Raw genomic sequence first — 20109 nt, forward strand, 5'->3', positions numbered from 1 at the left:
CCGGTACGACTCCGTCGCGGGAACGGCCCCGCGGCTCAGCCGGTGACGACGGCGACGATCCGCGTGCCGGGGGCGAACGCGCCCCGCGCGGCGAGCGCGAAGACGCCGTACATCATCTTGGCGACGTACACCGGCTCCAGGACGCGGCCGTGCCGGGCGGCGAAATCGGCGGCGAAAGCGTCCAGCTCCGGGGTGCGCCGGGCGTAGCCGCCGAAGTGGAAGCCGCACTCCAGGCCGTAGTTGTCCGATGAGGCGCCGAACGCCTCGCGCCGCAGCCGCTCGACCTCGCCCGCCAGGAACTCCCCGCCCTTCAGCGCGGAGAAGCCGAGGGCCCTGCGGGCGGGGGGCAGCCCGGCGGCGATGCCCGCGAGCGTGCCGCCGGTGCCGGCGGCGCAGCAGATCACGTCGAAGGCGACGCCCTGGGCCTCGATCTCGGCGGGCAGCTCGGCGCAGCCGCGCACCGCCCGGGCGTTGCTCCCCCCTTCCGGGATCAGGTGGAACCGGCCGTGCTCGGCGCGCAGCCGGGCGATCACCTCGGGGGTGTGCTTGGCCCGGTAGGTCGTGCGGTCCATGTAGGTCAGCCGCATGCCCTGCGCCGCCGCGTACGCCAGGGACGGGTTGAGGGGCAGGTGCTCCTCCCCCCGGATCACCCCGATGGTCGCGAACCCGAAGAGCCGCCCGGCCGCGGCGGTGGCGCGGATGTGGCCCGAGTAGGCGCCGCCGAAGGTCAGCAGCGTGTCCTCGCCCCGCCGCGCCGCCTCGGCCAGGTTGTCCCTGAGCTTGCGCCACTTGTTGCCCGGCAGGCCGGGATGGATCAGGTCGTCGCGCTTGAGGAACAGGCGCGCGCCGCCGAGCCGCGGGTCGCCGATCTCCTCCATCGGGCTCGGCAGCCGCGCCCCGGGGAGGGAGAGGTGCTCGTCCACAGGCCCAGCTTGGCACGGATGCGGGCCGCACTAGGCTTACGGGGACCCCGAGCGAGGAGAGAGCGTCGTCATGCGTGTCGCCGAAGAATTCCGAGCGGCCTTCGGCCGCGAGCCGGAAGGCGTGTGGCACGCCCCGGGCCGGGTGAACCTCATCGGCGAGCACACCGACTACAACGGCGGGTTCGTGCTGCCGTTCGCGGTGCCGTGGGGCGTGGCCTGCGCCGCCGCCCGCCGCGACGACGACGTGGTCAGGCTGCTCTCCCTGCAGGACGGGTCCGCCCGCGTCCACGAGATCGCCGCCCTCGACGAGGCCGAGGGCTGGACGCGCTACGCGGCGGGCGTGTTCTGGGCGCTGCGCCGGGCGGGGCACGCCGTGGGCGGCGCCGACCTGGTGATCGACGGCGACGTGCCGCGGGGCGCGGGCCTGTCCTCCAGCGCGGCCCTGGAGGTCTCGGTGGCCCTCGCCCTGGACGAGTCGCACGGCCTGGGCCTCGGCCGCATGCACCTCGCCCTTCTGGCGCAGAAGGCCGAGAACGACTTCGTGGGCATGCCCTGCGGCATCATGGACCAGGCCGCCTCCGCGCTCGGCCGCGAGGGGCACGCCCTGTTCATGGACTGCCGCAGCCTCGCGAGCCGCGCCGTCCCGCTCGACCTGGCCGCCGAGGGCTTCGAGATCCTGATCATCGACACCGGTGTCCACCACGAGCTGGCCGACGGCCAGTACGCCCGCCGCCGCCGCGACTGCGAGAACGCCGCCAAGCGCCTGGGCGTCGAGGCGCTGCGCGACGTCACCGACCTGGCCGGGGCGCTGGCGGTGCTGGAGGGCGACGAGCGCAGGCGCACCCAGCACGTCGTGACCGAGAACCACCGGGTCGAGGCCGTGATCGGCCTGCTGCGCGCCGGGGCGCTGCGCGAGATCGGCGCCCTGCTGAACGCCTCCCACCTCTCCCTGCGCGACCAGTACGAGGTGTCCTGCGCCGAGCTGGACGTCGCCGTCGAGGCCGCCGTCCGGGGCGGGGCGCGCGGCGCCCGCATGACCGGCGGCGGGTTCGGCGGCTCGGCGATCGCCCTGGTCGCCACGGACCGTCTCGACGCGGTGCGTCACGAGGTGGCCCGCGCCTACGAGGCCCGGGGCTGGGGCGCCCCGCGTTTCCTGCCCGCGGTCCCGTCCCCGGGCGCCCGCCGCCTGGCCTGATCAGGCCACGCGCGGCACCGTCGGGCCGGCGGTGGCGGCCAGCACGGCGCGGGCGAGGGCGTCCAGCGGCGGCGGGTCGTCGGCGGACAGCGGGTCGGCCCCGGTGGTCCAGCCGCCGAGCGCGAAGCGGCGCGGGTGCGCGGCGCCGCTGCTGTCCACGATGCGGTTGCCCGGCAGGCTCACCTTCAGCCGGCCGCATTCCTCGGCGCACTCGCCCCGGTCGTGCAGGCGCCTGAGCAGCGGGTCGCGGGTGCGGTCCAGGCTGGGGGCGGGGCGTCTGGCGTCGACGAAGGCCGTGGCGGTCACGGCGCCGGGCACGCTGGCCGAGGTGGCGCGCCAGGCGCCGTCCGCCGAGGGATCGACCCGGGCCGCGGCGCCGAGGAAGGTCAGCACGCCGGCCCGGCCGAGCGCCCGGAGCTCGGCGATCCGCGTGGCGGACAGGCCGCCCGCGGCGTGGCGGGCCAGGCGGTGGAGCCAGGCGTCCTGCGGCACCCGCCCGGCCAGGGCGTCCAGCACGCCGCGCAGCCCCTCGATCATGGCGAGGTCGGCGCTGTGGGCGGGGTCGGCGCGGCGGGCCAGGTCGGCGGACAGGTAGCCGTGCATCCACCGCTGCAGCCCCGCCAGGTCGCCGAAGCGCATGCCGGCGAGGGGGCGGTCGAGCCGGGCGAAGGTGAGCCGGTCCTCGAAGCGCGGCACGGCCGCGCGGATCAGCGCGCGCATGGCGGCGCCGTCCCACTCCTCGGGGGCGAAGGCGGCGGCGAAGCCGGGCCAGCCCATGCGGGCCCGGTCCCGGTGGAGGGTGAGCAGGTGGTGGTAGTAGGCGTAGGCCAGGTCCTTGGCGACCAGCGGCCACACCTCGCGCCGGAAGTCGTGCGGCCCGGGGCCGAGCGCGGTGACGAAGCGCGGGGACGGCGGCGGGCCGCCGGTGCGGTAGGCGTGCCGGGCGTGGTGGGGAACCCCGCGCGGGGACCCGACGTGGATCACGGGTTCCGCGCCGCTCGGCAGGTAGACGGGCCCGCCGTCGCGCCCCGGCCGGAACCGCCCGCCCCGTCCGGTGGTGAGCCGGGCGACGACGCCGGACATCACCGCCCCGAGCCCGAGCACCAGCACCGGCCGCCCGCCCGCCACCCGGTCCAGGGAGGGACGACCGCCCGCGTGCCCGGCGGGCCGGTAGTAGAGGCCGTGGTCGCGGGCGAAGTCGCGCAGTTCGCGCTCGCGGGGCGAGGGCAGCACGTCGGGCCAGGCCTGGGCGAGGACGACGGCGCCGGTGTCCAGGCGGGTGCCGTCGTCGAGGAGGACGAAGCGGCCGGACAGGTCGACGGCGCCGGCCCGGTGGGCGTGGACCCGCAGCCCGTCCGGGGACGGCCCCCTGGCCGCCGTACCGGCCGCCTGAGGGTCCACGACGTGGACGTCCAGCGGTCCGGCGGAGGCGTGGGCACGTATCCGCTCCACCAGGCGGATCCCCGTGGCCCCGGCGCCGACGACGCAGATTGACGCGGTCACGCGCGCCTCCCGGTATTCAGCTATCCAGACGGTAGGGATTACAGGAAATCCTCGCCCGTCCATGGTATGACGAACGGCGCCTTCCCCGAAGGGAGGGCGCCGTGCCATGTCGGATGCCGCGCCACCGCGGCGGGGATCAGTGCCGGAGGGCCGCCTGCGCGGCGCGGGCCGCGTCCAGGGTCTCGGCCGGGGTGCGCGTCCGGCGGACGGGGAAGCGGGCGCCGAGGCCGCTGGCCTCCAGCACGCGGAGCACGGACGGGGAGGGCGAGATCAGGCACACCCCTCCGCCGAGGCGCAGCGAGCGCCGCCGGGCGGCCATCAGGGCGGCGACACCGCTCGCGTCCATGAAGGTCACCCCCGACAGGTCCACCTCAAGGCGGGGACGCGGGGGCTGCAGCGCGGCCAGCAGCCGCTCGCGCAGTACGGGTGAACAGGAGATGTCGACGTCACCGGTCACGCGGCAGACCGTCGAATCGGCCTGGATGAGAAGGTGCAGGTCCATCGACGGGACCTCCAATCGATGGACGCGGGGCGGTCGCCACTCGGACGGACCTGCCGCCCGCGTCCCAAGAGTGAGGACGGCGCCCGCCGTCCTCACGGAGCCTCACGGCTCGCTGTGTTCGGTGGTCATGATGACCGGGTGAGAGACGCGGCCCGTCCGGGCGGGGCCTAGCGGCCCCTCCGTGCGAGCACGCGACTCGTCGTCAGGGGGCCTCGCGGCCCCCCTCGCGCGTCGGCGCCCCGCGCGTCAGATCGGGCGGACCTGCTCGGCCTGGGGCCCCTTCGGACCACGCGTCGTCTGGAAGTCGACCCGCTGGTTCTCCTCCAGGCTGCGGTAGCCGCTGGAGTCGATGGCGGAGTAGTGGACGAAGACGTCAGCGCTGCCGTCGTCGGGCGCGATGAAGCCGAAGCCCTTCTCGGCGTTGAACCACTTGACGGTTCCCTGAGCCATGGACTGATTCTCCTCATTGAGACGATCTACGAGGCCCGCGGATGCGGCTCCTCGGGTTGTCCGGCGACCGACCGCCCCTCGAAAGCACGTTGGCTTCGCATGGTGGAACGCCCGCTGTGAGAACTTCGCAGGCGCTGCTACACGTAACGAACCTCTACTACAACCGCTCCCCATTCAACACCATGGCTCGGCGCCCTGGCGAACGCAGGGGCCGCACGAAAGAGGCCGGAAGTGGCCCGCCGGGCGGTGCGGGGCGTCAGTCAGGCGCGCCGAGCGGCGGAAACGCGGGCGGACGGCGTTCCAGATAGCTGGCGACGCCCTCGGCGAAATCGGGCCGGGCGAACGACTCGGTCATGAGCCGGAACGCCTCGGCGGCCGAGACGTCCAGCGTCGTCTCCCAGTCGCCCCAGACCTGCCGCTTGATCACGGCCATGGACGCCGGGGAGCTGTGGGCGGCCAGCTCGCGCGCGTAGCCGGCGACCTCCTCCGCCAGCCGCTCCCCCGGCGTCACCCGGCAGGCCAGGCCGAGCCCGCCCGCCTCCGCGCCGGTGAACGTGCGGCCGGACAGCAGCAGTTCCATGGCCCTGGCCTGCCCGGCGAGCCGGGGCAGTATCCACGACAGGCCGTACTCGGCGATCAGGCCGCGGCGGGCGAACGCGGTGGTCCACTTGGCCTCGGCCGCCGTGAACACGAGGTCGCACACCAGCGCCTGGAGCATGCCGAAGCCGGCGCAGGCCCCGTTGACCGCCGCGATGATCGGCTTGCGGATCGTCGTCGGGTGGGTGCCGGGACGCGTGTCCGGCTCCTCGTCGTAGGAGCCGTCCCGGACGGCGGCCAGCGTCTCGAAGTCGGCGCCCGCGCAGAAGCCCCGTCCCGCGCCGGTGACCACGATGACGCGGACGCCGGGGTCGCGGTCGGCCTCGTCCAGCAGGTCGAAGTAGCGGCGCCCGAGGGCCCCGGTCCAGGCGTTGAGCCGGTCGGGACGGTTGAACGTCAGCGTCAGCACGCCGGCGTCCAGGGACGCCGGCACGAGATCGGACACGGGCCCTCCCCACGGCAACTACTACCGAGTATCGTTCTACAGGGTCTCCCTGTTCTACACCACCGGCTCAGCCTTCGTGCTCGCTCTTGCGCGGATGATGGACGAACGCCGGGGACAGCCGCACGTCGTCGTAGTACCGGTGGAAGACCGGCGTGAGGGCGCCGGACAGCGGGGGAACGATCCACGACCAGTCGGCGGGGCAGACGCGGCCGGAGCGCTCCTCGCGCTCCAGGTGGGTGATGAACCGCCGGGCCTCGGTGTGGTGGTCGCTGATCGTCACGCCCGCGCGGGCGAAGGAGTGCAGCACCGCGACGTTCAGCTCGACCAGCGCCTGGTCCTTCCACAGCGTGCGGTCGCTGGAGGTGTCCAGGCCGAGCCCCTCGGCCACGGCGCCGAGCCGGTTGTAGCGGTCCTCGTCGGCGAGGTTGCGCGCGCCGATCTCCGTCCCCATGTACCACCCGTTGAACGGGGCGCACGGGTAGCACACGCCCCCGATCTCCAGGCACATGTTGGAGATCGCGGGCACCGCGTGCCAGCGCAGCCCGAGCCCGGCGAACCAGGGGTGCGCCGGGTGTTCGAGCGGCACCTCAAGGACCGCGTCGTCCGGGACCGGGGCCAGCAGCGGCGGCGCGCCGCCCGCCTCGACCACCAGCGGCAGCACGTCGAAGTCCGTCCCCCGCCCGCCAGGCCAGCCGAGGCGCAGCGCCGTGGCCGTGAGCGCGGCGTTGCGCGCGTCCCCGGCCAGGACCACGCCGTCCCCGCCGCGGTGGCCGGCGTAGCGGACGAGCTGCTCGTTCCAGATCCGCGGACCGGGACGCCCCGGGCGGTCCTGGGCGAAGACCGTGATCGTGGGGCGGATCCGGCCGCCGCAGGTCGCCTCGCGCAGGTGGCGGACGCACTCCCGCGCGACGCCTTCCGCGGTCTCGACGGCGCGCCGGTCCCGGATCCGCAGCGACCGCCAGTACAGGCGGCCGATGCACCGGCCGCTGTTGCGCCAGGCGACCCGCGCGCCGTACTCCAGCTCCGCGGCGGTGTGGACATAGGTGCCGAACCTGGCGATCTGCGCGGTCACCTCCCGGATCCTCGGCCGCGCCGGACCGGCGGAGGGGTTGTCGGCGTGGAAGAGCCTCAGGAACTCCTCGGCCTGCGCCGGGTCGACAGGGCCCGTGCCGGCGCCCTGGCGGTGCGGAGGCACGGGCCAGGGCCGCCGCGCGGGCACGCCACGGGGACGAAAGGGGGTAGGGGGCCGGGATCTCCACCACGCGAGCATGCGACAACCGCCACGACGAGTCTCACGGGCGTCCGGCGTCGTCCGGGGGTGACGCGAGCGCCCTGCGCGCAGCGGCCCTTCCCCGCTGTCCTTGGCATGATCCGCGGCCACCGGGCCCCAGGCGCCCCGCGGAGACCCGGGCGCGGTCACGGTGCGCGCCCGGACGGTGGCGGGGTGCCACGAAGCCCGGCAAACCCACATCTTCGACCATCGGCTGTGATTTGTCCCGCCATATGGCAAAGAGGGACCCGGAAACGGCGACAGCCCCAGGGTGATCACCCTGGGGCTGTTCGGAGCGTCGCTCCCGCGATAGGACTCGAACCTATAACCTGCCGGTTAACAGCCGGCTGCTCTGCCGATTGAGCTACACGGGATCGCGCGTCACTCGGAGGATCTTTCCGGCCCTTCCTCGCGGCGCGGAACTAGATTAGCGCATTCCGGGGGGTGCGTGTCGCACTCGATCACCCGCCCGGGCCGCCCCGGTAGGCGCCCCGGGCGAAGACGCCGCGACTCGGGACCATAACCGCACGCCGCCGGGGTAGGGGACCCGGCAAGCGGGAAGCCAGCCGCACGCGGAGGTGTGAGAAATGCGATATCGATTTACGTTCGTCGTGGGCCTGGCCGTCGGGTACGTCCTCGGCAGCCGGGCCGGCCGTGAGCGCTACGAGCAGATCAGGCGCATGGGCCAACGGGTCCTGGACAGTCCCAGGATCCAGCAGGCGGCGGGGCTCGCGGGCGCGCAGGCGTCCAAGGCCGCCGAGGTCACCCGGCACAAGCTCGGCGACGTCCTCGGCGACCGGGTGCCGTTCCTGCACAAGAACGGGCGGGTCGTCGGCGAGGCCGACACCGGCACCGGGTGGCCGGACAACGAGGTCCAGCGGGTCACCTGACCCCCCCGCGCACGATCGAGGCCCGCGGCGACGCGGGCCTCGATCGTGTCCGGGCGTCTCCCACGGCCCGCCGGCGCCCCGCTCGCCACACCTGGTGGGGTCCGCCCTCCCCGTCCGTCCATCACCGGCCTCAGACGCCGAGGTTGCGGCGCAGGCCCTCCAGCACCTGCTCGGCGGCGGCGCGCAGGCCGGGGTCGGCCGCGTCCAGCCCGGGGTCGAAGACCATCTCCCACAGCGCGTCGTCCTGGCCGGGCACCCGGCGCGCGACCAGCCGCACTCCCCCGCGGTCCGTCAGCCGCACGTGCCGGTTGACCAGGATGGAGGAGGTGACCCGCTCGCGCACCGCCTCCGGCAGCCGCCCCGGCTCCGGCAGCGGGAGCCGCCACTCGGCCCCGTCGGTCGCGACGACGTGCAGTCCCTGCTCGTCCCACTGGGCCCGGTCGATCATGTACCACGGCAGCGGGGCCTCGCCCGGCAGGCGCAGGGCGCGGTCGGTGGCCACGACGTAGCCGCCGTCCGGCGTGCGGGCGTGGACCAGCGCCCGCTCCCCCGGCTCCAGCGCGACACCGGCCTCGGCGGGAAGGGAGTGGAAACGCCAGGGAAGTCTCATGCGTGCAAGCTACCGGGCGACGGCGGCCGGCCGGCCACCGGGCGGTGGCGGCCCGCGCGCCGTCCACGGCCCATGGCCTGGGTGACCATGGACGGCGCGCGGGCCGAGCCGGTGGCCGGCCGTCGCCGGGCCATAGGGCCGCCCTTTCCGCGGCCCGTGATTCACGCCGCCCGCCCGCCCTCGCCGTTTCCTCTTTTCCGACCATGTATGGGGGCGAACGTGAATCACTCATGAACGAAACCCGTGCCGCGCGACCCCCTTCGGGGTCCATTTCCGAGCCCTTCACGGCGGCCGCGTGAATGGCGCGGCGATCTCAGTCGAGATAGTCGCGCAGCATCTGGGCGCGCGTGGGGTGACGCAGCTTGGCGAGCGTTTTCGACTCGATCTGGCGGATCCGCTCGCGGGTCACGCCGAACTCGCGGCCCACCTCCTCCAGCGTCCGCGGGTGGCCGTCGGACAGGCCGAAGCGCAACTGGATGATGCGCTGCTCGCGGTCGGAGAGGGTGGCGAGGATGTCGTCGAGCTGGTCCTGCAGCATGATGAACGCGGCGGCCTCGATGGGCACGACGGCGTCGGCGTCCTCGATGAAGTCGCCGAGGTCGGAGTCCTCCTCGCCGATGGGCGACTGCAGCGACACCGGCTCCTGGGCGATGCGCTGGATCTCCACCACCCGGTCCACCGGGAGGTCCATCTCCAAGGCGATCTCCTCGGGGGCGGGCTCCCGGCCGAGGTCCTGGTGGAGCTGGCGCTGCACCCGCACCAGCTTGTTGATCGTCTCCACCATGTGCACGGGGATGCGGATCGTCCGCGCCTGGTCGGCGATCGCCCGGGTGATGGCCTGGCGGATCCACCAGGTGGCGTAGGTGGAGAACTTGTAGCCCTTGGTGTAGTCGAACTTCTCGACCGCGCGGATGAGGCCCAGATTGCCCTCCTGGATCAGGTCCAGGAAGAGCATGCCGCGGCCGACGTAGCGTTTGGCGATCGACACCACGAGCCGCAGGTTGGCCTCGATGAGGCGCTGCTTGGCGCGCACGCCCTCCCAGACCAGCTCCTCGAACTCCGGGGTGGGCAGGCGGGCCTCGCAGAGCTTGTCCTCGGCGAACAGCCCGGCCTCGATGGCCTTCGCCAGCTCGACCTCCTCCTCGGCGGTGAGCAGGGGCACTCTGCCGATCTCGCGGAGGTAGATGCGGACGAGGTCGCTGGTCGGCGCGCGCTTGCCGACGTCCTCCTCGTCCGGGCGGGCGGTGTCGTCGTCGCCCTGAGGCTCCAGCACCTCCACGCCCTTTTCCGCGAGCATCCGCACGACGCGCTCCAGCGCGTCGGGTGGCAACTCGGAGCGGTCGAGCGCGGCGGCCACGTCGTCGACGGTGACGCTCCCGCGCTCTCTTCCTCTGGCGACTAGATCCGCCACCTGATCAACCGAAGGCGGTCCACTTGGCAGCACCGATGCACCCACGGTGCATAGTCTGCTGTATGGCCGCCATAAAACGGCAGGCCCTATTTTTGTCACCGATGGTAAGGCTTAATTCATTACCGAATCGATATCAAACAAATGTTTGGTCCCGGTGACCAGCGGAAAGTAAAGATTCTTATGCGCCGACGGCGCGTTCTCTTAACACCCGCCGTTGTTGTTCGAGTGCCACCAGTTCCCCGAACAGACGGTTGTACTCCTGCTGCTGCTCGACCGGGTTCAGCCGCTCCATCCTGGCCTTCACCTGAACGAGCGCGCGGGTCACCGCGATCTCGGCCAGCCGGGCCAGCACGGCGGCGCCGTAGCGCTCCTCGCCCTCCAGCTCGGCGCGCAGCGGCTCGACGGCGAACCTGGTCGCCAGCGCGCGCACCGCGTCGTCCTCGGTGGCGGCGAGCAGGGCGTCCACCCAGTCGCGCCCGCCGGAGCCGCCCGACGACGTCCCCCCCGCCGCCATGACCAGCTCGTACAGCGCGACGTGCTCGGGCGCCGTGAACGCGCCCGTGCCGAGCGCGTCGAACTCGGGCCCCATGAGGGCGGGGCGCTGGACGGCGAGCTTGAGCGCCTCGGCCTCCAGGCGCACCGTGGGGTCGGCGGAATCGACCGGCGGGCGCGGCGCGGGGACCCGCCTGCCGCCGCGCTCGGGGGCGGCGGCGCGGCCGCCCTGGCGTCCCCCGCCCGCGCCGGCCCCGGCGACCTCCTGGATGCGGTGCAGCACCATGCGCTCGTCCATGAAGCCGAGCCAGCGGTCCAGATCGACCGCGTACCTGCCGCGCAGCGCGGAGTCCTTGATGCCGGCGACCAGCGGGGCCGCGGCGTCGAGGGCGGCCAGGCGGCCCTCGTTGGTGTCGAGCTCGTAGCGGGAGATGACGCTGCGGATGGCGAACGCGAACAGCGGCTCGCGCCCGGCGATCAGGTCGCGGACCGCGGCGTCGCCGTGCTTGACGCGCAGGTCGCAGGGGTCGAGGCCGTCGGGCTGGACGGCCACGAAGGTCTGGGTGACGAACTTCTGCTCGTCGGCGAAGGCGCGCAGTGCGGCCTTCTGGCCCGCGGAGTCGCCGTCGAAGGTGAACACGACCTCGCCGCGGAACTCGGCCTGGTCGAGCAGGAGCCGCCGCAGCACCTTGATGTGCTCCTCGCCGAAGGACGTGCCGCACGTGGCGACCGCGGTGGGCACCCCGGCCAGGTGGCAGGCCATCACGTCGGTGTACCCCTCGACGACGACGGCCTGGGAGCGCTTGGAGATCTCGCGCTTGGCCAGGTCGATGCCGTAGAGCACCGTGCTCTTCTTGTAGATCGGGCTCTCGGGGGTGTTGAGGTACTTGGGCCCGTCGTCGCCGTCGAGGAGTTTGCGGGCGCCGAACCCGATCGTCTCGCCGGTGATGTCGCGGATCGGCCAGACGAGCCGGCCGCGGAAGCGGTCCACCGGGCCCCTGCGGCCCTCCCTGGCCAGGCCGCCCTTGATCAGCTCGGCGGAGGTGAAGCCGCGCCCCATCAGGTGGCGGCTCAGCCGGTCCCAGTCGGAGGGGGCGTAGCCCACGCCGAAGTGCTCGGCGTCGACGCGCTCGAACCCCCGCTCGGACAGGAACCGGCGGCCGGGGGCGGCCTCGGCCTCGGCGAGCTGGGCGGCGTAGAACTCGGCGGCGGCCTTGTGGGCCTCGATGAGGCGGCTGCGCTCGCCGTGCTCGCGCCCGGGGACGTACCCGCCCTGCTCGTAGCGGAGCTGGAGGCCGGTGCGCTGGGCCAGCCGCTCGATCGCCTCGGTGAAGGACAGATGCTCCAGCTTGCGGACGAAGGTGATGACGTCCCCGCCCTCGGCGCAGCCGAAGCAGTACCAGTAGCCCCGGGAGGGGGTCACGTTGAACGACGGCGTCTTCTCCTCATGGAAGGGGCACAGCCCCTTGAGGTTGCCGCCGCCGGCGTTGCGAAGCTGGATGTGCTCCCCCACGACGTCGGCGATCGCCGAACGCTCCCGCACGAGCGCGATGTCCTCGTCACTGATCCGCCCTGCCACGCCGCGAGTCTACGACCCACCGCCCGCACGCTGGGCACGCGGCGTCCGTGATGGGAGATTTTTCGCGAATGGGTCGTGTCGGGGTTGAAGGTCGGTTAGAAAGAGAACGCTTGGTTCGGAGCTGGTTTCGGTAACGTCACTCGGGTGGAGATCATGCGATCGGGGCGACTCGCCGCCATTGCCGCGACGATGCTCGTCGCCACCGCCTGCGCCGCGCCCGGCGGAGTGGCCGGCATCAGCACCCGGCCGACGTCCCTTCCGCAGGACGTGCCCAGCGCGCCCGCGGCCTTCGACGACTCCCCGGCCTCCCCGGACGCCGGACGCGGCGCGATCGACGCCGCCACGCTCGGCCCGACCGTCACCCCCAGCCCGCAGGCGCGGGTGACCCCGCCCGCGGGCGACGAGCCGGTCCGGGTGCCCCCGCCCAAGCTGTCGCGCTTCACCTACGCCTTCCCCGTGAAGGGCTGCCGGGCCAGCTACACCCGCGGCCGGCTCGTGCTGCCGAAGGCCACCATCTGGACCGGGAAGGGCTGCGTGTTCGTCGCGCCGGTCGGCGGCGTCGTGCACGAGGTCAACGCCAGGAACCGCTGGACGGCCTCCACCGACAGGGGCGCCGACCGCGAGGGCCGCTTCGTCTCGGTCATCGGCGACGACGGCGTGCGCTACCTCGGCGGGCACCTCGACAGCGTCGCGCCGGGCATACGGCCGGGCACCCGGGTCGCCGCCGGGCGGCTTCTCGGCCGGGTCGGCGACTCCGGGAACGCCAAGGGCGAGGGCACCAACCTGTACTTCGCGCTGTCGTGGTCGACCTCCGCCAAGTACTGGTGGGTGCGCCGGGGCATGGTGGACCCGTGGACGTACCTGGACGCCTGGCTGAACGGCAACGCCACCCTGTCGCCCGCGCCGCGGGTGACCGCCGTGCGCGCCGCCGTCGGGGCTACGCCGCCCTGCCGCACGCTGTGCGCCTCCAAGCCGGTGAAGCGGCCGGCGAAGAAGCCCGTGCCGACGCAGACCGGCGTACCGGACGTGACGCGCGGCTGAGGGCCGCTAGCGGCGTCCGCCGAGGCCGCGGTGCAGGCTCACCGCGGAGCCGTCGGTGAGCGAGGCGATCTGGTCGACGACCACGCGCAGCCGGGCGGCGTCGTCGCGGGCCTCGTCGAAGGCGGGGCGCAGCGCGGGCTCCAGGGTGGCCGGGGCGCCCAGCATGATCATCGAGGCCAGCTCGGCGATCAGCTCGCGCTGGCGGGCCATGTTGGCGCTGTGCTCGTCCCTGGCCATCACGTAGTGGGCCGTCAGCCCCTTGAGCAGCGCGCACTCCAGCCGCGTCGCCCGCGGCACGATCAGATCGGCCCCGTGCCGGGTGAGCGCGCCCGCGCCGTACGCCGCGCGGGTCGCGGCCTGCGCGGACAGGCAGAAGCGTCCGATCAGCGCGCTGGTGAACGACTTCAGCGCGACCAGGTCGCTCATGCCGCCCTCGAAGCGCCACGGCCACAGCGGCTCCTCGGTGAGCCGGGCGAAGGTCTCCTCCAGCTCGGTCATGCCGCTGTCGTCGGCGTACCACTTGAGCGTGCGCTCGCACACCTCACGCCGCTCGCCGGGGTCGCGCAGGCTCGCGGGCAGGACGTGGCCGGAGTGCAGCGCGTCCTCCAGGTCGTGGACGGAGTAGGCGACGTCGTCGGACCAGTCCATGACCTGGGCCTCGAAGCTGACGCTGCCGGCGGGCACGCCCTGCCTGACCCATTCGAAGACCGGCATGTCGTCGGGGTAGACGCCGTACTTGGGGCCGCGCGCGGAGGTCCAGGGGTACTTCAGCGCGGAGTCGAGCGTCGCCCGGGTCAGGTTCAGCCCGGCGCTGCGGCCGTCCGCGGTCAGGACCTTGGCCTCCAGCCGGGTGAGCAGGCGCAGGCTCTGGGCGTTGCCCTCGAAGCCGCCGCAGCGGGCGGCCAGCTCGTTCAGCGCGGTCTCGCCGTTGTGCCCGAAGGGGGGATGGCCGAGGTCGTGCGCGAGGCACGCCGTCTCGACCAGGTCGGGGTCGCAGCCGAGGGCCTTGCCCATCTCCCTGCCGATCTGAGCGCACTCCAGGGAGTGGGTCAGGCGGGTGCGCGGGATGTGGCGGCCGTGGTCGGGGACGTCGCCCGGCCCGACGACCTGCGTCTTGGCCGCCAGCCTGCGCAGCGCCGCGCTGTGCAGCACCCGGGCGCGGTCGCGTTCGAACGCGCTGCGCTCGGGGTTGCCGGCGGGTTCCGGCACCCATCTGGCCTGATCGGACTGGTCGTAGGCACTCATCGGTAGCGGGATGCTACCCGCGCGACGGGTCGGTAATTACTAACATGCGGGAAACTCACGGCATCCACCGCATTTCCGGTATTTCGGCAGATCATCCACCCCGTAGGCCACCCCAGCCCAAGGGGGTCCCACCCCGGCCCGAGCACCCCCAGCGGTGGCCCGGGCCGGAGCCCCGCGTTCAGCGGGTCTCGGACTCCCCGCCCGACAGCGCCGCGCGCCCGGCCTCCAGGCGGGCCACCGGCACCCGGAACGGCGAGCAGGACACGTAGTCCAGGCCGATCTCGTGGCAGAAGTGGACGGACTCGGGGTCGCCGCCGTGCTCGCCGCAGATGCCGAGCTTGATGTCGGGACGGGTGGCCCGGCCCTCCTCGACGGCGATCCGCATGAGGCGGCCGACGCCGCTCCTGTCGATCGTCTCGAACGGCGACACCCCGAAGATGCCGAGGTCCAGGTAGCGCGAGAAGAACGCCGCCTCGACGTCGTCACGCGAGAAGCCCCACGTCATCTGGGTGAGGTCGTTGGTGCCGAACGAGAAGAAGCGCGCCGCCTCGGCGATCTGCCCGGCCGTCAGGGCCGCGCGCGGCACCTCGATCATCGTGCCGATCAGCGCCTCGACGCCGGTCTCCGCCAGGATCTTCTCGGCCTCGTCCCGTACGCCCTCCAGCTCCTGGACGGCGCTCACCAGCGGGATCATGATCTCCGCGCGGGGGTCTCCCCCGGCCGCGCGCCGCTCGGCCGCCGCCTCGGCGATGGCCCGCACCTGCATCGTGAACAGGCCCGGGATCACCAGGCCGAGGCGCACGCCGCGCAGGCCGAGCATCGGGTTCTGCTCGTGCAGGCGCTTGACGGCCGCGAGCAGCTTGCGGTCCCGCGGGTCGGCCTCGTCCCCGGCCACCGCGATCTTCACCGACAGGGCGGTGAGGTCGGGCAGGAACTCGTGCAGCGGCGGGTCGATGAGGCGGACCGTCACCGGCAGGCCGTCCATCGCCGCCAGGATCCCCACGAAGTCGGACTTCTGCAGCGGCTCCAGCGCGCCGAGCGCCGCCCGGCGGTCCTCATCGGACTCGGCGAGGATCAGGTCCTCGACGAGGCGGCGGCGGTCGCCGAGGAACATGTGCTCGGTCCGGCACAGGCCGATGCCCTCGGCGCCGAACCTGCGGGCCCGCGCGGCGTCCTCGGGGTTGTCGGCGTTGGCGCGCACGGCCATGCGGCGGCGCTCGTCGGCGTGGCGCATGACGCGGTCCACGGCCTGGACGAGCTCGTCGGCCGCCCCGCCCACGCCCTCGAAGTACTCCACGACCGGGGAGTCCACGACCGGGACCTCGCCGAGGAACACCTCGCCGGTGCTGCCGTCGATCGAGATGACGTCGCCCTCCTGGACGGTCACCCCGCCGGGGGCGGTGAACCGCCCGGCCCTGGCGTCGACGTCCAGCTCCTCCGCGCCGCACACGCAGGTCTTGCCCATGCCGCGCGCGACCACGGCGGCGTGGGAGGTCTTGCCGCCCCTGCTGGTCAGCACGCCCCTGGCGGCGATCATGCCGGCCAGGTCGTCGGGGGTGGTCTCGCGGCGGACCAGGATGACGTCCTCGCCCTTGCCCGCCAGCTCCGCGGCGCGCTCGGAGGAGAACACGGCCTTGCCGACCGCCGCGCCCGGGGAGGCGTTCATGCCCTTGGTGATGGTCTTCTTCTCGGCGCCCCCGTCGAACCGGGGGAACATGAGCTGGGCGAGCTGGGCGCCGCTGACCCGCCGGACCGCCTCGTCCATGTCGATGAGGCCCTGGTCCACGAGCTGGGTCGCGATGCGGAACGCCGCCGCCGCGGTGCGCTTGCCCACGCGGGTCTGCAGCATCCACAGCTTGCCGCGCTCGATCGTGAACTCGATGTCGCACAGGTCGCGGTAGTGGTCCTCCAGCGTCTTCATGATCTCAAGGAGCCGCCGGTAGGACGCGGGGTCGATCTCCTCCAGCCGCTGGAGCGGCACGGTGTTGCGGATGCCCGCGACCACGTCCTCGCCCTGGGCGTTCTGCAGGTAGTCGCCGTAGACGCCCTGCTGGCCCGAGCCGGGGTCACGGGTGAAGGCGACGCCGGTGCCCGACTCCATGCCGAGGTTGCCGAAGACCATCGCCACGATGTTGACCGCCGTGCCGAGGTCCTCGGGGATGCGCTCCTGGCGGCGGTAGATGATCGCGCGCGGCGCGTTCCAGGAGTCGAAGACGGCGCGGACGGCCTGGCGCATCTGCTCGCGCGGGTCCGAGGGGAAGTCGCCGCCGGTGTGCTCCCTGACGATGCCCTTGTAGGTGTCCACGAGGCGCTGGAAGTCCGCCGCGTCCAGGTCCAGGTCGCTGACCACGCCCTTGCCGCGCTTGAGGTCGTCGATCGCCGTCTCGAAGAGATCGCCCTCCAGGCCGAGGACGGTCTTGCCGAACATCTGGATGAGGCGGCGGTAGGAGTCCCAGGCGAAGCGGTCGTCGCCGGCCTGCTTGGCCAGACCCTGGACGGACTCGTCGTTGAGGCCGATGTTGAGGACGGTCTCCATCATGCCGGGCATGGAGAACTTCGCCCCGGAACGCACGCTGACCAACAGGGGGTCCGCCGCGGCGCCGAGCCGCTTGCCCATACCCTGCTCCAGCGCCTCCAGGTGGGCCTCGACCTCTTCGTCGAGCCCTTCGGGGAGGCCGCCCTCGGTCAGGTAGGCACGGCATGCCTCAGTGGTGATCGTGAACCCCGGAGGCACGGGCAGACCCAGGTTCGTCATCTCAGCGAGATTGGCACCCTTACCACCGAGAAGATCTTTCAGATCTTTGTTGCCCTCGGTGAAGTCGTACACGTATTTGGGCACTCGAGCTCCTTCAACGACTTCGCGGCGTATGATTCCGCCTCGTTGCGGGGGACTCTACCTATGAATCTGACGGGGAAACGTCACCCACGTTTCGGGCTGATGTCTTCGCAGCTAGACCCCAATATAGCGGTCTAATCCATTCCCCCGTGGAAGCCCTCCGGCGGCAAAGTCGAACACCCGCCCACATGGTATATACCAATTACGGGAAGCCGCCGCGAAGATTCACTCCCCATTCCGCGGGCACCCATTGGTGTAGACCATTCTCGGCCGGTACTCCGGCCCGGCCATTCCGGCCCGCCCGCGCCCCGCGGTTCCGGACGCCGGCCGGCTAGAGCAGTTCGCCGAGCGGAGCGTCACGCCGGGGGCGAACACGGCCGCCGCCGGGGTTCGCGGGCGTCGGGACGGTGCCAGGATGGCCGCATGATGGAGTTGAACGGACGTCCGGTCACCGCCGGCGAACTCGGCGCGCTCGCGATGCACAACTACGGCCACTTCACGACCATGCGGGTCGAGGACGGCCGGGTGCGCGGGCTGGCGCTCCATCTCGACCGGCTGCAGGGGGACTGCCGCGTCCTGCACGGCGCCGACCTCGACCTGGACCGGGTGCGCCGCCTGGTGCGGCGGGCCACCGCCGGCGCCCCGCCGGTGGTCGTCCGCGTCACCGTCTTCGACCCCGAGTTCGACATCGCCAGGCCCACGGCCAAGGCCGCCCCCGAGATCCTGGTCGGCACGCGGCCCGTCCCCGGCGACCTGCCGCCCCTGGCCCTCGGCACCGCCGAGTACGAGCGCGACCTGCCGGAGCTGAAGCACACCGGCCTGTTCGGGCCGCTGGTCCAGCGGCGGTTCACCCTGCTCGGCGGCTACGACGACGTGCTGTTCACCGACGGCAGGGCCCGGGTCACCGAGGGGCCGACGTGGAACATCGGCTTCGTCCGCGACGGCCGCCTGCTCTGGCCGGGCTTCGACCGCCTGAACGGCGTCACCATGCGTCTTCTGGAGGGCATCGCCGAGCGCGCCGGCATCCCGTCCACCCAGGCCGAGATCGACATTGACGACCTGCCCGGCATGACCGCCGCCTTCGTCACCAACGCCGCGACCGGCCCGCGCGCCGTCCGCTCCATCGACGGCGCGGAGCTGCGGGCGGACGACGCGATCCTCACCACGCTGCGCCGCGAGTACGCCGCCCTCCCCGGCGACCCCCTCTGATCCGGCCCGTCACCGGGGCGGCCCCTGGACGGGGACGGCGCCGGTCGCGGCGGACAGCAGGTCCTCGTAGACCTCGCGCCCGGTGGTGAACGCGCCGAGCCGGACGGTCTTGTTGTCGCCGTGGTAGTCGCTGGACCCGGTCACGCGCAGGCCCAGCTCGCGGGCCAGCGCGCGGACGTGGGCGGCGTCCCCGGGCGCGTGGTCGACGTGATCGGCCTCGACGCCCCACAGCCCGGCGTCCGCGAGGCCGGCGATCAGCGCGTCCGGCAGGACGTGGCCCCGGCTGCCCGCCATGGGATGGGCCAGCACGGCCACGCCGCCGGCCTCGCCGATCAGCCGTATCGCGGTGAGCACGTCGATGTCGGTCTTGGGGAGCCGGTAGCGCCCGCCGAGCCATTCGGGGGCGAACGCCTCGTCCACCGACCCGACCAGGCCGCGGGCGACCAGGGCGCGGGCGACGTGCGGGCGCCCGGCGGTGCCGCCCGCGACCAGGGCGCGCACCTCGTCCATGGTGAGGTCGATGCCGTCGGCGTTCAGCATCTCGACGATCGCCTCGGCGCGCCGGTCCCGTGAGCGCCGCACCGCGGCCAGCTCGGCGGTCAGCCCCGGGTGGCCGGGGTCGAACAGGTAGGCCAGCAGGTGCAGGCCGATCGTGGGCTCGTCCCGGTACCACCGTCCCGACAGCTCGGCGCCGGGCACCAGCGTCAGCCCCGGCGGCACGGCCGAGGCCGCCCGCGCCCAGCCGGCCGTGGTGTCGTGGTCGGTCAGCGCGATCACGTCGAGCCCGGCCCCGGCGGCGTGCCTCATCAGGGCGTCGGGGGCGTCGGTTCCGTCGCTCGCGGTGGAGTGCGTGTGCAGATCGATCCGCATGCCCCGAGCCTGTCAGCAATCGGGCCCCGGCGTGGCGCCGGCCGCCCCGGGAGACCGGACCCCCGGGACGGTCCTCGCCTCCGGGGAGTCCGGGCACGGCCGGGGGTCAGGGGCGGCGGGTGGACTCGACCAGGCGGTTGAGCTCGGGCAGCACGGCCTCGGACACGGTGATCTTGCGGTCGATGAGCCCGCTCGCGTGGAAGAGGTCGGCGGCGCGCTGCTGCTCGGCGACGAAGTCCTCGGTGACCGGGTTGAGGCCGAACGGGCGGGTGCGCAGGGCGTGCTCCCACGCGTCCAGGTCTCCCCCGTCGTCGGCGGCGAACAGCTCGGCCGCGGCGCGCGGGTTCTCGCGGATCCAGGCGTCGGACTCCTGGAGGGCGCCGACGATCGCGGCCAGCTCCTCGGGGTGGTCGGCGGCGAAGTCGCGGCGGGTGAACCACAGCGAGCGGTGGCTGAACAGCCCGTCGGTGGCGACGAGCTCGCGGACGGTCGTCTCGCGCTCCACGCGGGTCAGCGCGGGGTAGGAGCCGACCCAGGCGTCCACCTCGCCGTCGAGGAAGAGCTGGGCGGCGTCGCCGTAGACGTCGACGGGCTCGATGTCCTTCCAGGTGAGCCCGGCGCGGTCCAGGGCGAACAGCAGGAGCGTGGTCTGCCAGGAGCCGTGGCCGAGCGCGACGCGCCTGCCGGCCAGGTCCTCCAGGGAGTGGACGGGCGAGTCCTGTTTGACGACGAGCCGCCCGTTCTCGTGCCGGGAGCCGGAGACGGCGACGTAGACGATGTCGTGGCCCTTGCCCTGGGCGGTGACGGGCGGGGTGGAGCCGGTGCCGATGAAGTCGTACCCGCCGTCGAACAGGTGGTCGCCGTGCAGGGACGGCAGGGACCTCGTGGGGTCGGGGCGCTCGCCGGCCGGGAGGGAGCGCAGGTCCACCCATTCGACGCCGGGCAGGGAGCGCTCCAGGATGCCGCGGTGGCGCAGCACCCACAGCGAGTTGTTGTGAGGGAAGTAGCCGACACGGACGCTCATGTTCGAGCCTTTCTTCA

17 protein-coding genes and 1 tRNA gene are annotated in these 20109 nt (G+C 73.2%); 4 read left to right on the plus strand and 14 right to left on the minus strand.

The features are described 5' to 3' along the window. Positions 1-35: 35 nt before the first annotated feature. Positions 36-923 (minus strand): 1-aminocyclopropane-1-carboxylate deaminase/D-cysteine desulfhydrase, encoded by an 888-nt coding sequence (locus BJ982_RS33120; protein WP_239122867.1) that lies wholly within the window; start codon positions 921-923, stop codon positions 36-38. 70 nt (positions 924-993) lie between these two features. Between BJ982_RS33120 and galK the strand changes: the two genes are divergently transcribed. Next, positions 994-2118, plus strand: a complete 1125-nt coding sequence (gene galK, locus BJ982_RS33125; RefSeq protein WP_184886613.1) for a galactokinase — start codon at positions 994-996, stop codon at positions 2116-2118. Here galK and BJ982_RS33130 read toward each other — a convergent pair whose 3' ends face one another. From BJ982_RS33130 to BJ982_RS33155, 6 genes are all read right to left on the minus strand, one after another. Further along, positions 2119-3621, minus strand: a complete 1503-nt coding sequence (locus BJ982_RS33130) for an FAD/NAD(P)-binding protein (RefSeq protein ID WP_184886615.1) — start codon at positions 3619-3621, stop codon at positions 2119-2121. It lies immediately after the preceding gene. 136 nt (positions 3622-3757) lie between these two features. Next, complete coding sequence (locus tag BJ982_RS33135) at positions 3758-4123, minus strand: STAS domain-containing protein (RefSeq protein WP_184886617.1); 366 nt, start codon at positions 4121-4123, stop codon at positions 3758-3760. Positions 4124-4369: 246 nt separating this feature from the next. Further along, a complete protein-coding gene (locus tag BJ982_RS33140; RefSeq protein WP_184886619.1) occupies positions 4370-4573 on the minus strand; it encodes a cold-shock protein in 204 nt (67 codons plus the stop codon). A gap of 256 nt (positions 4574-4829) precedes the next feature. Next, positions 4830-5615: an enoyl-CoA hydratase-related protein gene (locus BJ982_RS33145; RefSeq protein WP_184886621.1), complete on the minus strand. Its 786-nt coding sequence runs from the start codon at positions 5613-5615 to the stop codon at positions 4830-4832. Positions 5616-5682: 67 nt separating this feature from the next. Next, positions 5683-6834: a nitric oxide synthase oxygenase gene (locus tag BJ982_RS33150; protein WP_239122868.1), complete on the minus strand. Its 1152-nt coding sequence runs from the start codon at positions 6832-6834 to the stop codon at positions 5683-5685. Between the two features lie 352 nt (positions 6835-7186). Beyond that, positions 7187-7259, minus strand: a tRNA-Asn gene (locus BJ982_RS33155). 213 nt (positions 7260-7472) lie between these two features. Between BJ982_RS33155 and BJ982_RS33160 the strand changes: the two genes are divergently transcribed. Continuing rightward, the gene (locus BJ982_RS33160; RefSeq protein WP_184886625.1) at positions 7473-7775 is read left to right on the plus strand and encodes a YtxH domain-containing protein; all 303 of its coding nucleotides are present in this window, start codon (positions 7473-7475) and stop codon (positions 7773-7775) included. Between the two features lie 130 nt (positions 7776-7905). Here the strand turns inward: BJ982_RS33160 and BJ982_RS33165 are convergent, their stop codons facing one another. From BJ982_RS33165 to dnaG, 3 genes are all read right to left on the minus strand, one after another. After that, complete coding sequence (locus BJ982_RS33165) at positions 7906-8385, minus strand: hypothetical protein (protein ID WP_184886628.1); 480 nt, start codon at positions 8383-8385, stop codon at positions 7906-7908. 313 nt (positions 8386-8698) lie between these two features. Beyond that, positions 8699-9829: an RNA polymerase sigma factor RpoD gene (gene rpoD, locus BJ982_RS33170; protein WP_184889692.1), complete on the minus strand. Its 1131-nt coding sequence runs from the start codon at positions 9827-9829 to the stop codon at positions 8699-8701. A 145-nt stretch (positions 9830-9974) separates the two neighbouring features. After that, positions 9975-11867 (minus strand): DNA primase, encoded by a 1893-nt coding sequence (gene dnaG, locus BJ982_RS33175; protein WP_184886630.1) that lies wholly within the window; start codon positions 11865-11867, stop codon positions 9975-9977. A gap of 153 nt (positions 11868-12020) precedes the next feature. Between dnaG and BJ982_RS33180 the strand changes: the two genes are divergently transcribed. Continuing rightward, on the plus strand, positions 12021-12908 hold the full coding sequence (locus BJ982_RS33180) for a M23 family metallopeptidase (protein ID WP_184889695.1): 888 nt from the start codon (positions 12021-12023) through the stop codon (positions 12906-12908). A gap of 6 nt (positions 12909-12914) precedes the next feature. Here the strand turns inward: BJ982_RS33180 and BJ982_RS33185 are convergent, their stop codons facing one another. After that, positions 12915-14153, minus strand: coding sequence for a deoxyguanosinetriphosphate triphosphohydrolase (locus BJ982_RS33185; RefSeq protein WP_184886632.1), 1239 nt, complete (start codon positions 14151-14153; stop codon positions 12915-12917). 178 nt (positions 14154-14331) lie between these two features. Beyond that, positions 14332-16992 (minus strand): pyruvate, phosphate dikinase, encoded by a 2661-nt coding sequence (gene ppdK, locus BJ982_RS33190; RefSeq protein WP_184886634.1) that lies wholly within the window; start codon positions 16990-16992, stop codon positions 14332-14334. A 423-nt stretch (positions 16993-17415) separates the two neighbouring features. On the opposite strand from ppdK, the gene BJ982_RS33195 reads away from it, so the two are divergent. After that, positions 17416-18198 carry an aminotransferase class IV gene (locus tag BJ982_RS33195; protein WP_184889697.1) on the plus strand — a complete coding sequence of 261 codons (783 nt, stop codon included), beginning with the start codon at positions 17416-17418 and terminating at the stop codon, positions 18196-18198. 9 nt (positions 18199-18207) lie between these two features. Here the strand turns inward: BJ982_RS33195 and BJ982_RS33200 are convergent, their stop codons facing one another. Beyond that, positions 18208-19068: a PHP domain-containing protein gene (locus tag BJ982_RS33200; RefSeq protein ID WP_184886636.1), complete on the minus strand. Its 861-nt coding sequence runs from the start codon at positions 19066-19068 to the stop codon at positions 18208-18210. Positions 19069-19174: 106 nt separating this feature from the next. Beyond that, positions 19175-20092, minus strand: coding sequence for an ABC transporter substrate-binding protein (locus BJ982_RS33205; RefSeq protein WP_184886638.1), 918 nt, complete (start codon positions 20090-20092; stop codon positions 19175-19177). Positions 20093-20109: the final 17 nt, after the last annotated feature.

This window comes from Sphaerisporangium siamense (assembly GCF_014205275.1).
Lineage (GTDB): Bacteria > Actinomycetota > Actinomycetes > Streptosporangiales > Streptosporangiaceae > Sphaerisporangium > Sphaerisporangium siamense.

Excerpts from the sequence above, each read along its gene's own strand:
- BJ982_RS33180 (WP_184889695.1), top strand. The coding sequence starts at position 12,021 with ATGCGATCGGGGCGACTCGCCGCCATTGCCGCGACGATGCTCGTCGCC.
- BJ982_RS33205 (WP_184886638.1), bottom strand. The coding sequence starts at position 20,092 with ATGAGCGTCCGTGTCGGCTACTTCCCTCACAACAACTCGCTGTGGGTG.
- BJ982_RS33185 (WP_184886632.1), bottom strand. The coding sequence starts at position 14,153 with ATGAGTGCCTACGACCAGTCCGATCAGGCCAGATGGGTGCCGGAACCC.
- BJ982_RS33140 (WP_184886619.1), bottom strand. The coding sequence starts at position 4,573 with ATGGCTCAGGGAACCGTCAAGTGGTTCAACGCCGAGAAGGGCTTCGGC.
- BJ982_RS33200 (WP_184886636.1), bottom strand. The coding sequence starts at position 19,068 with ATGCGGATCGATCTGCACACGCACTCCACCGCGAGCGACGGAACCGAC.
- BJ982_RS33165 (WP_184886628.1), bottom strand. The coding sequence starts at position 8,385 with ATGAGACTTCCCTGGCGTTTCCACTCCCTTCCCGCCGAGGCCGGTGTC.
- galK (WP_184886613.1), top strand. The coding sequence starts at position 994 with ATGCGTGTCGCCGAAGAATTCCGAGCGGCCTTCGGCCGCGAGCCGGAA.
- BJ982_RS33195 (WP_184889697.1), top strand. The coding sequence starts at position 17,416 with ATGGAGTTGAACGGACGTCCGGTCACCGCCGGCGAACTCGGCGCGCTC.
- BJ982_RS33160 (WP_184886625.1), top strand. The coding sequence starts at position 7,473 with ATGCGATATCGATTTACGTTCGTCGTGGGCCTGGCCGTCGGGTACGTC.
- BJ982_RS33135 (WP_184886617.1), bottom strand. The coding sequence starts at position 4,123 with ATGGACCTGCACCTTCTCATCCAGGCCGATTCGACGGTCTGCCGCGTG.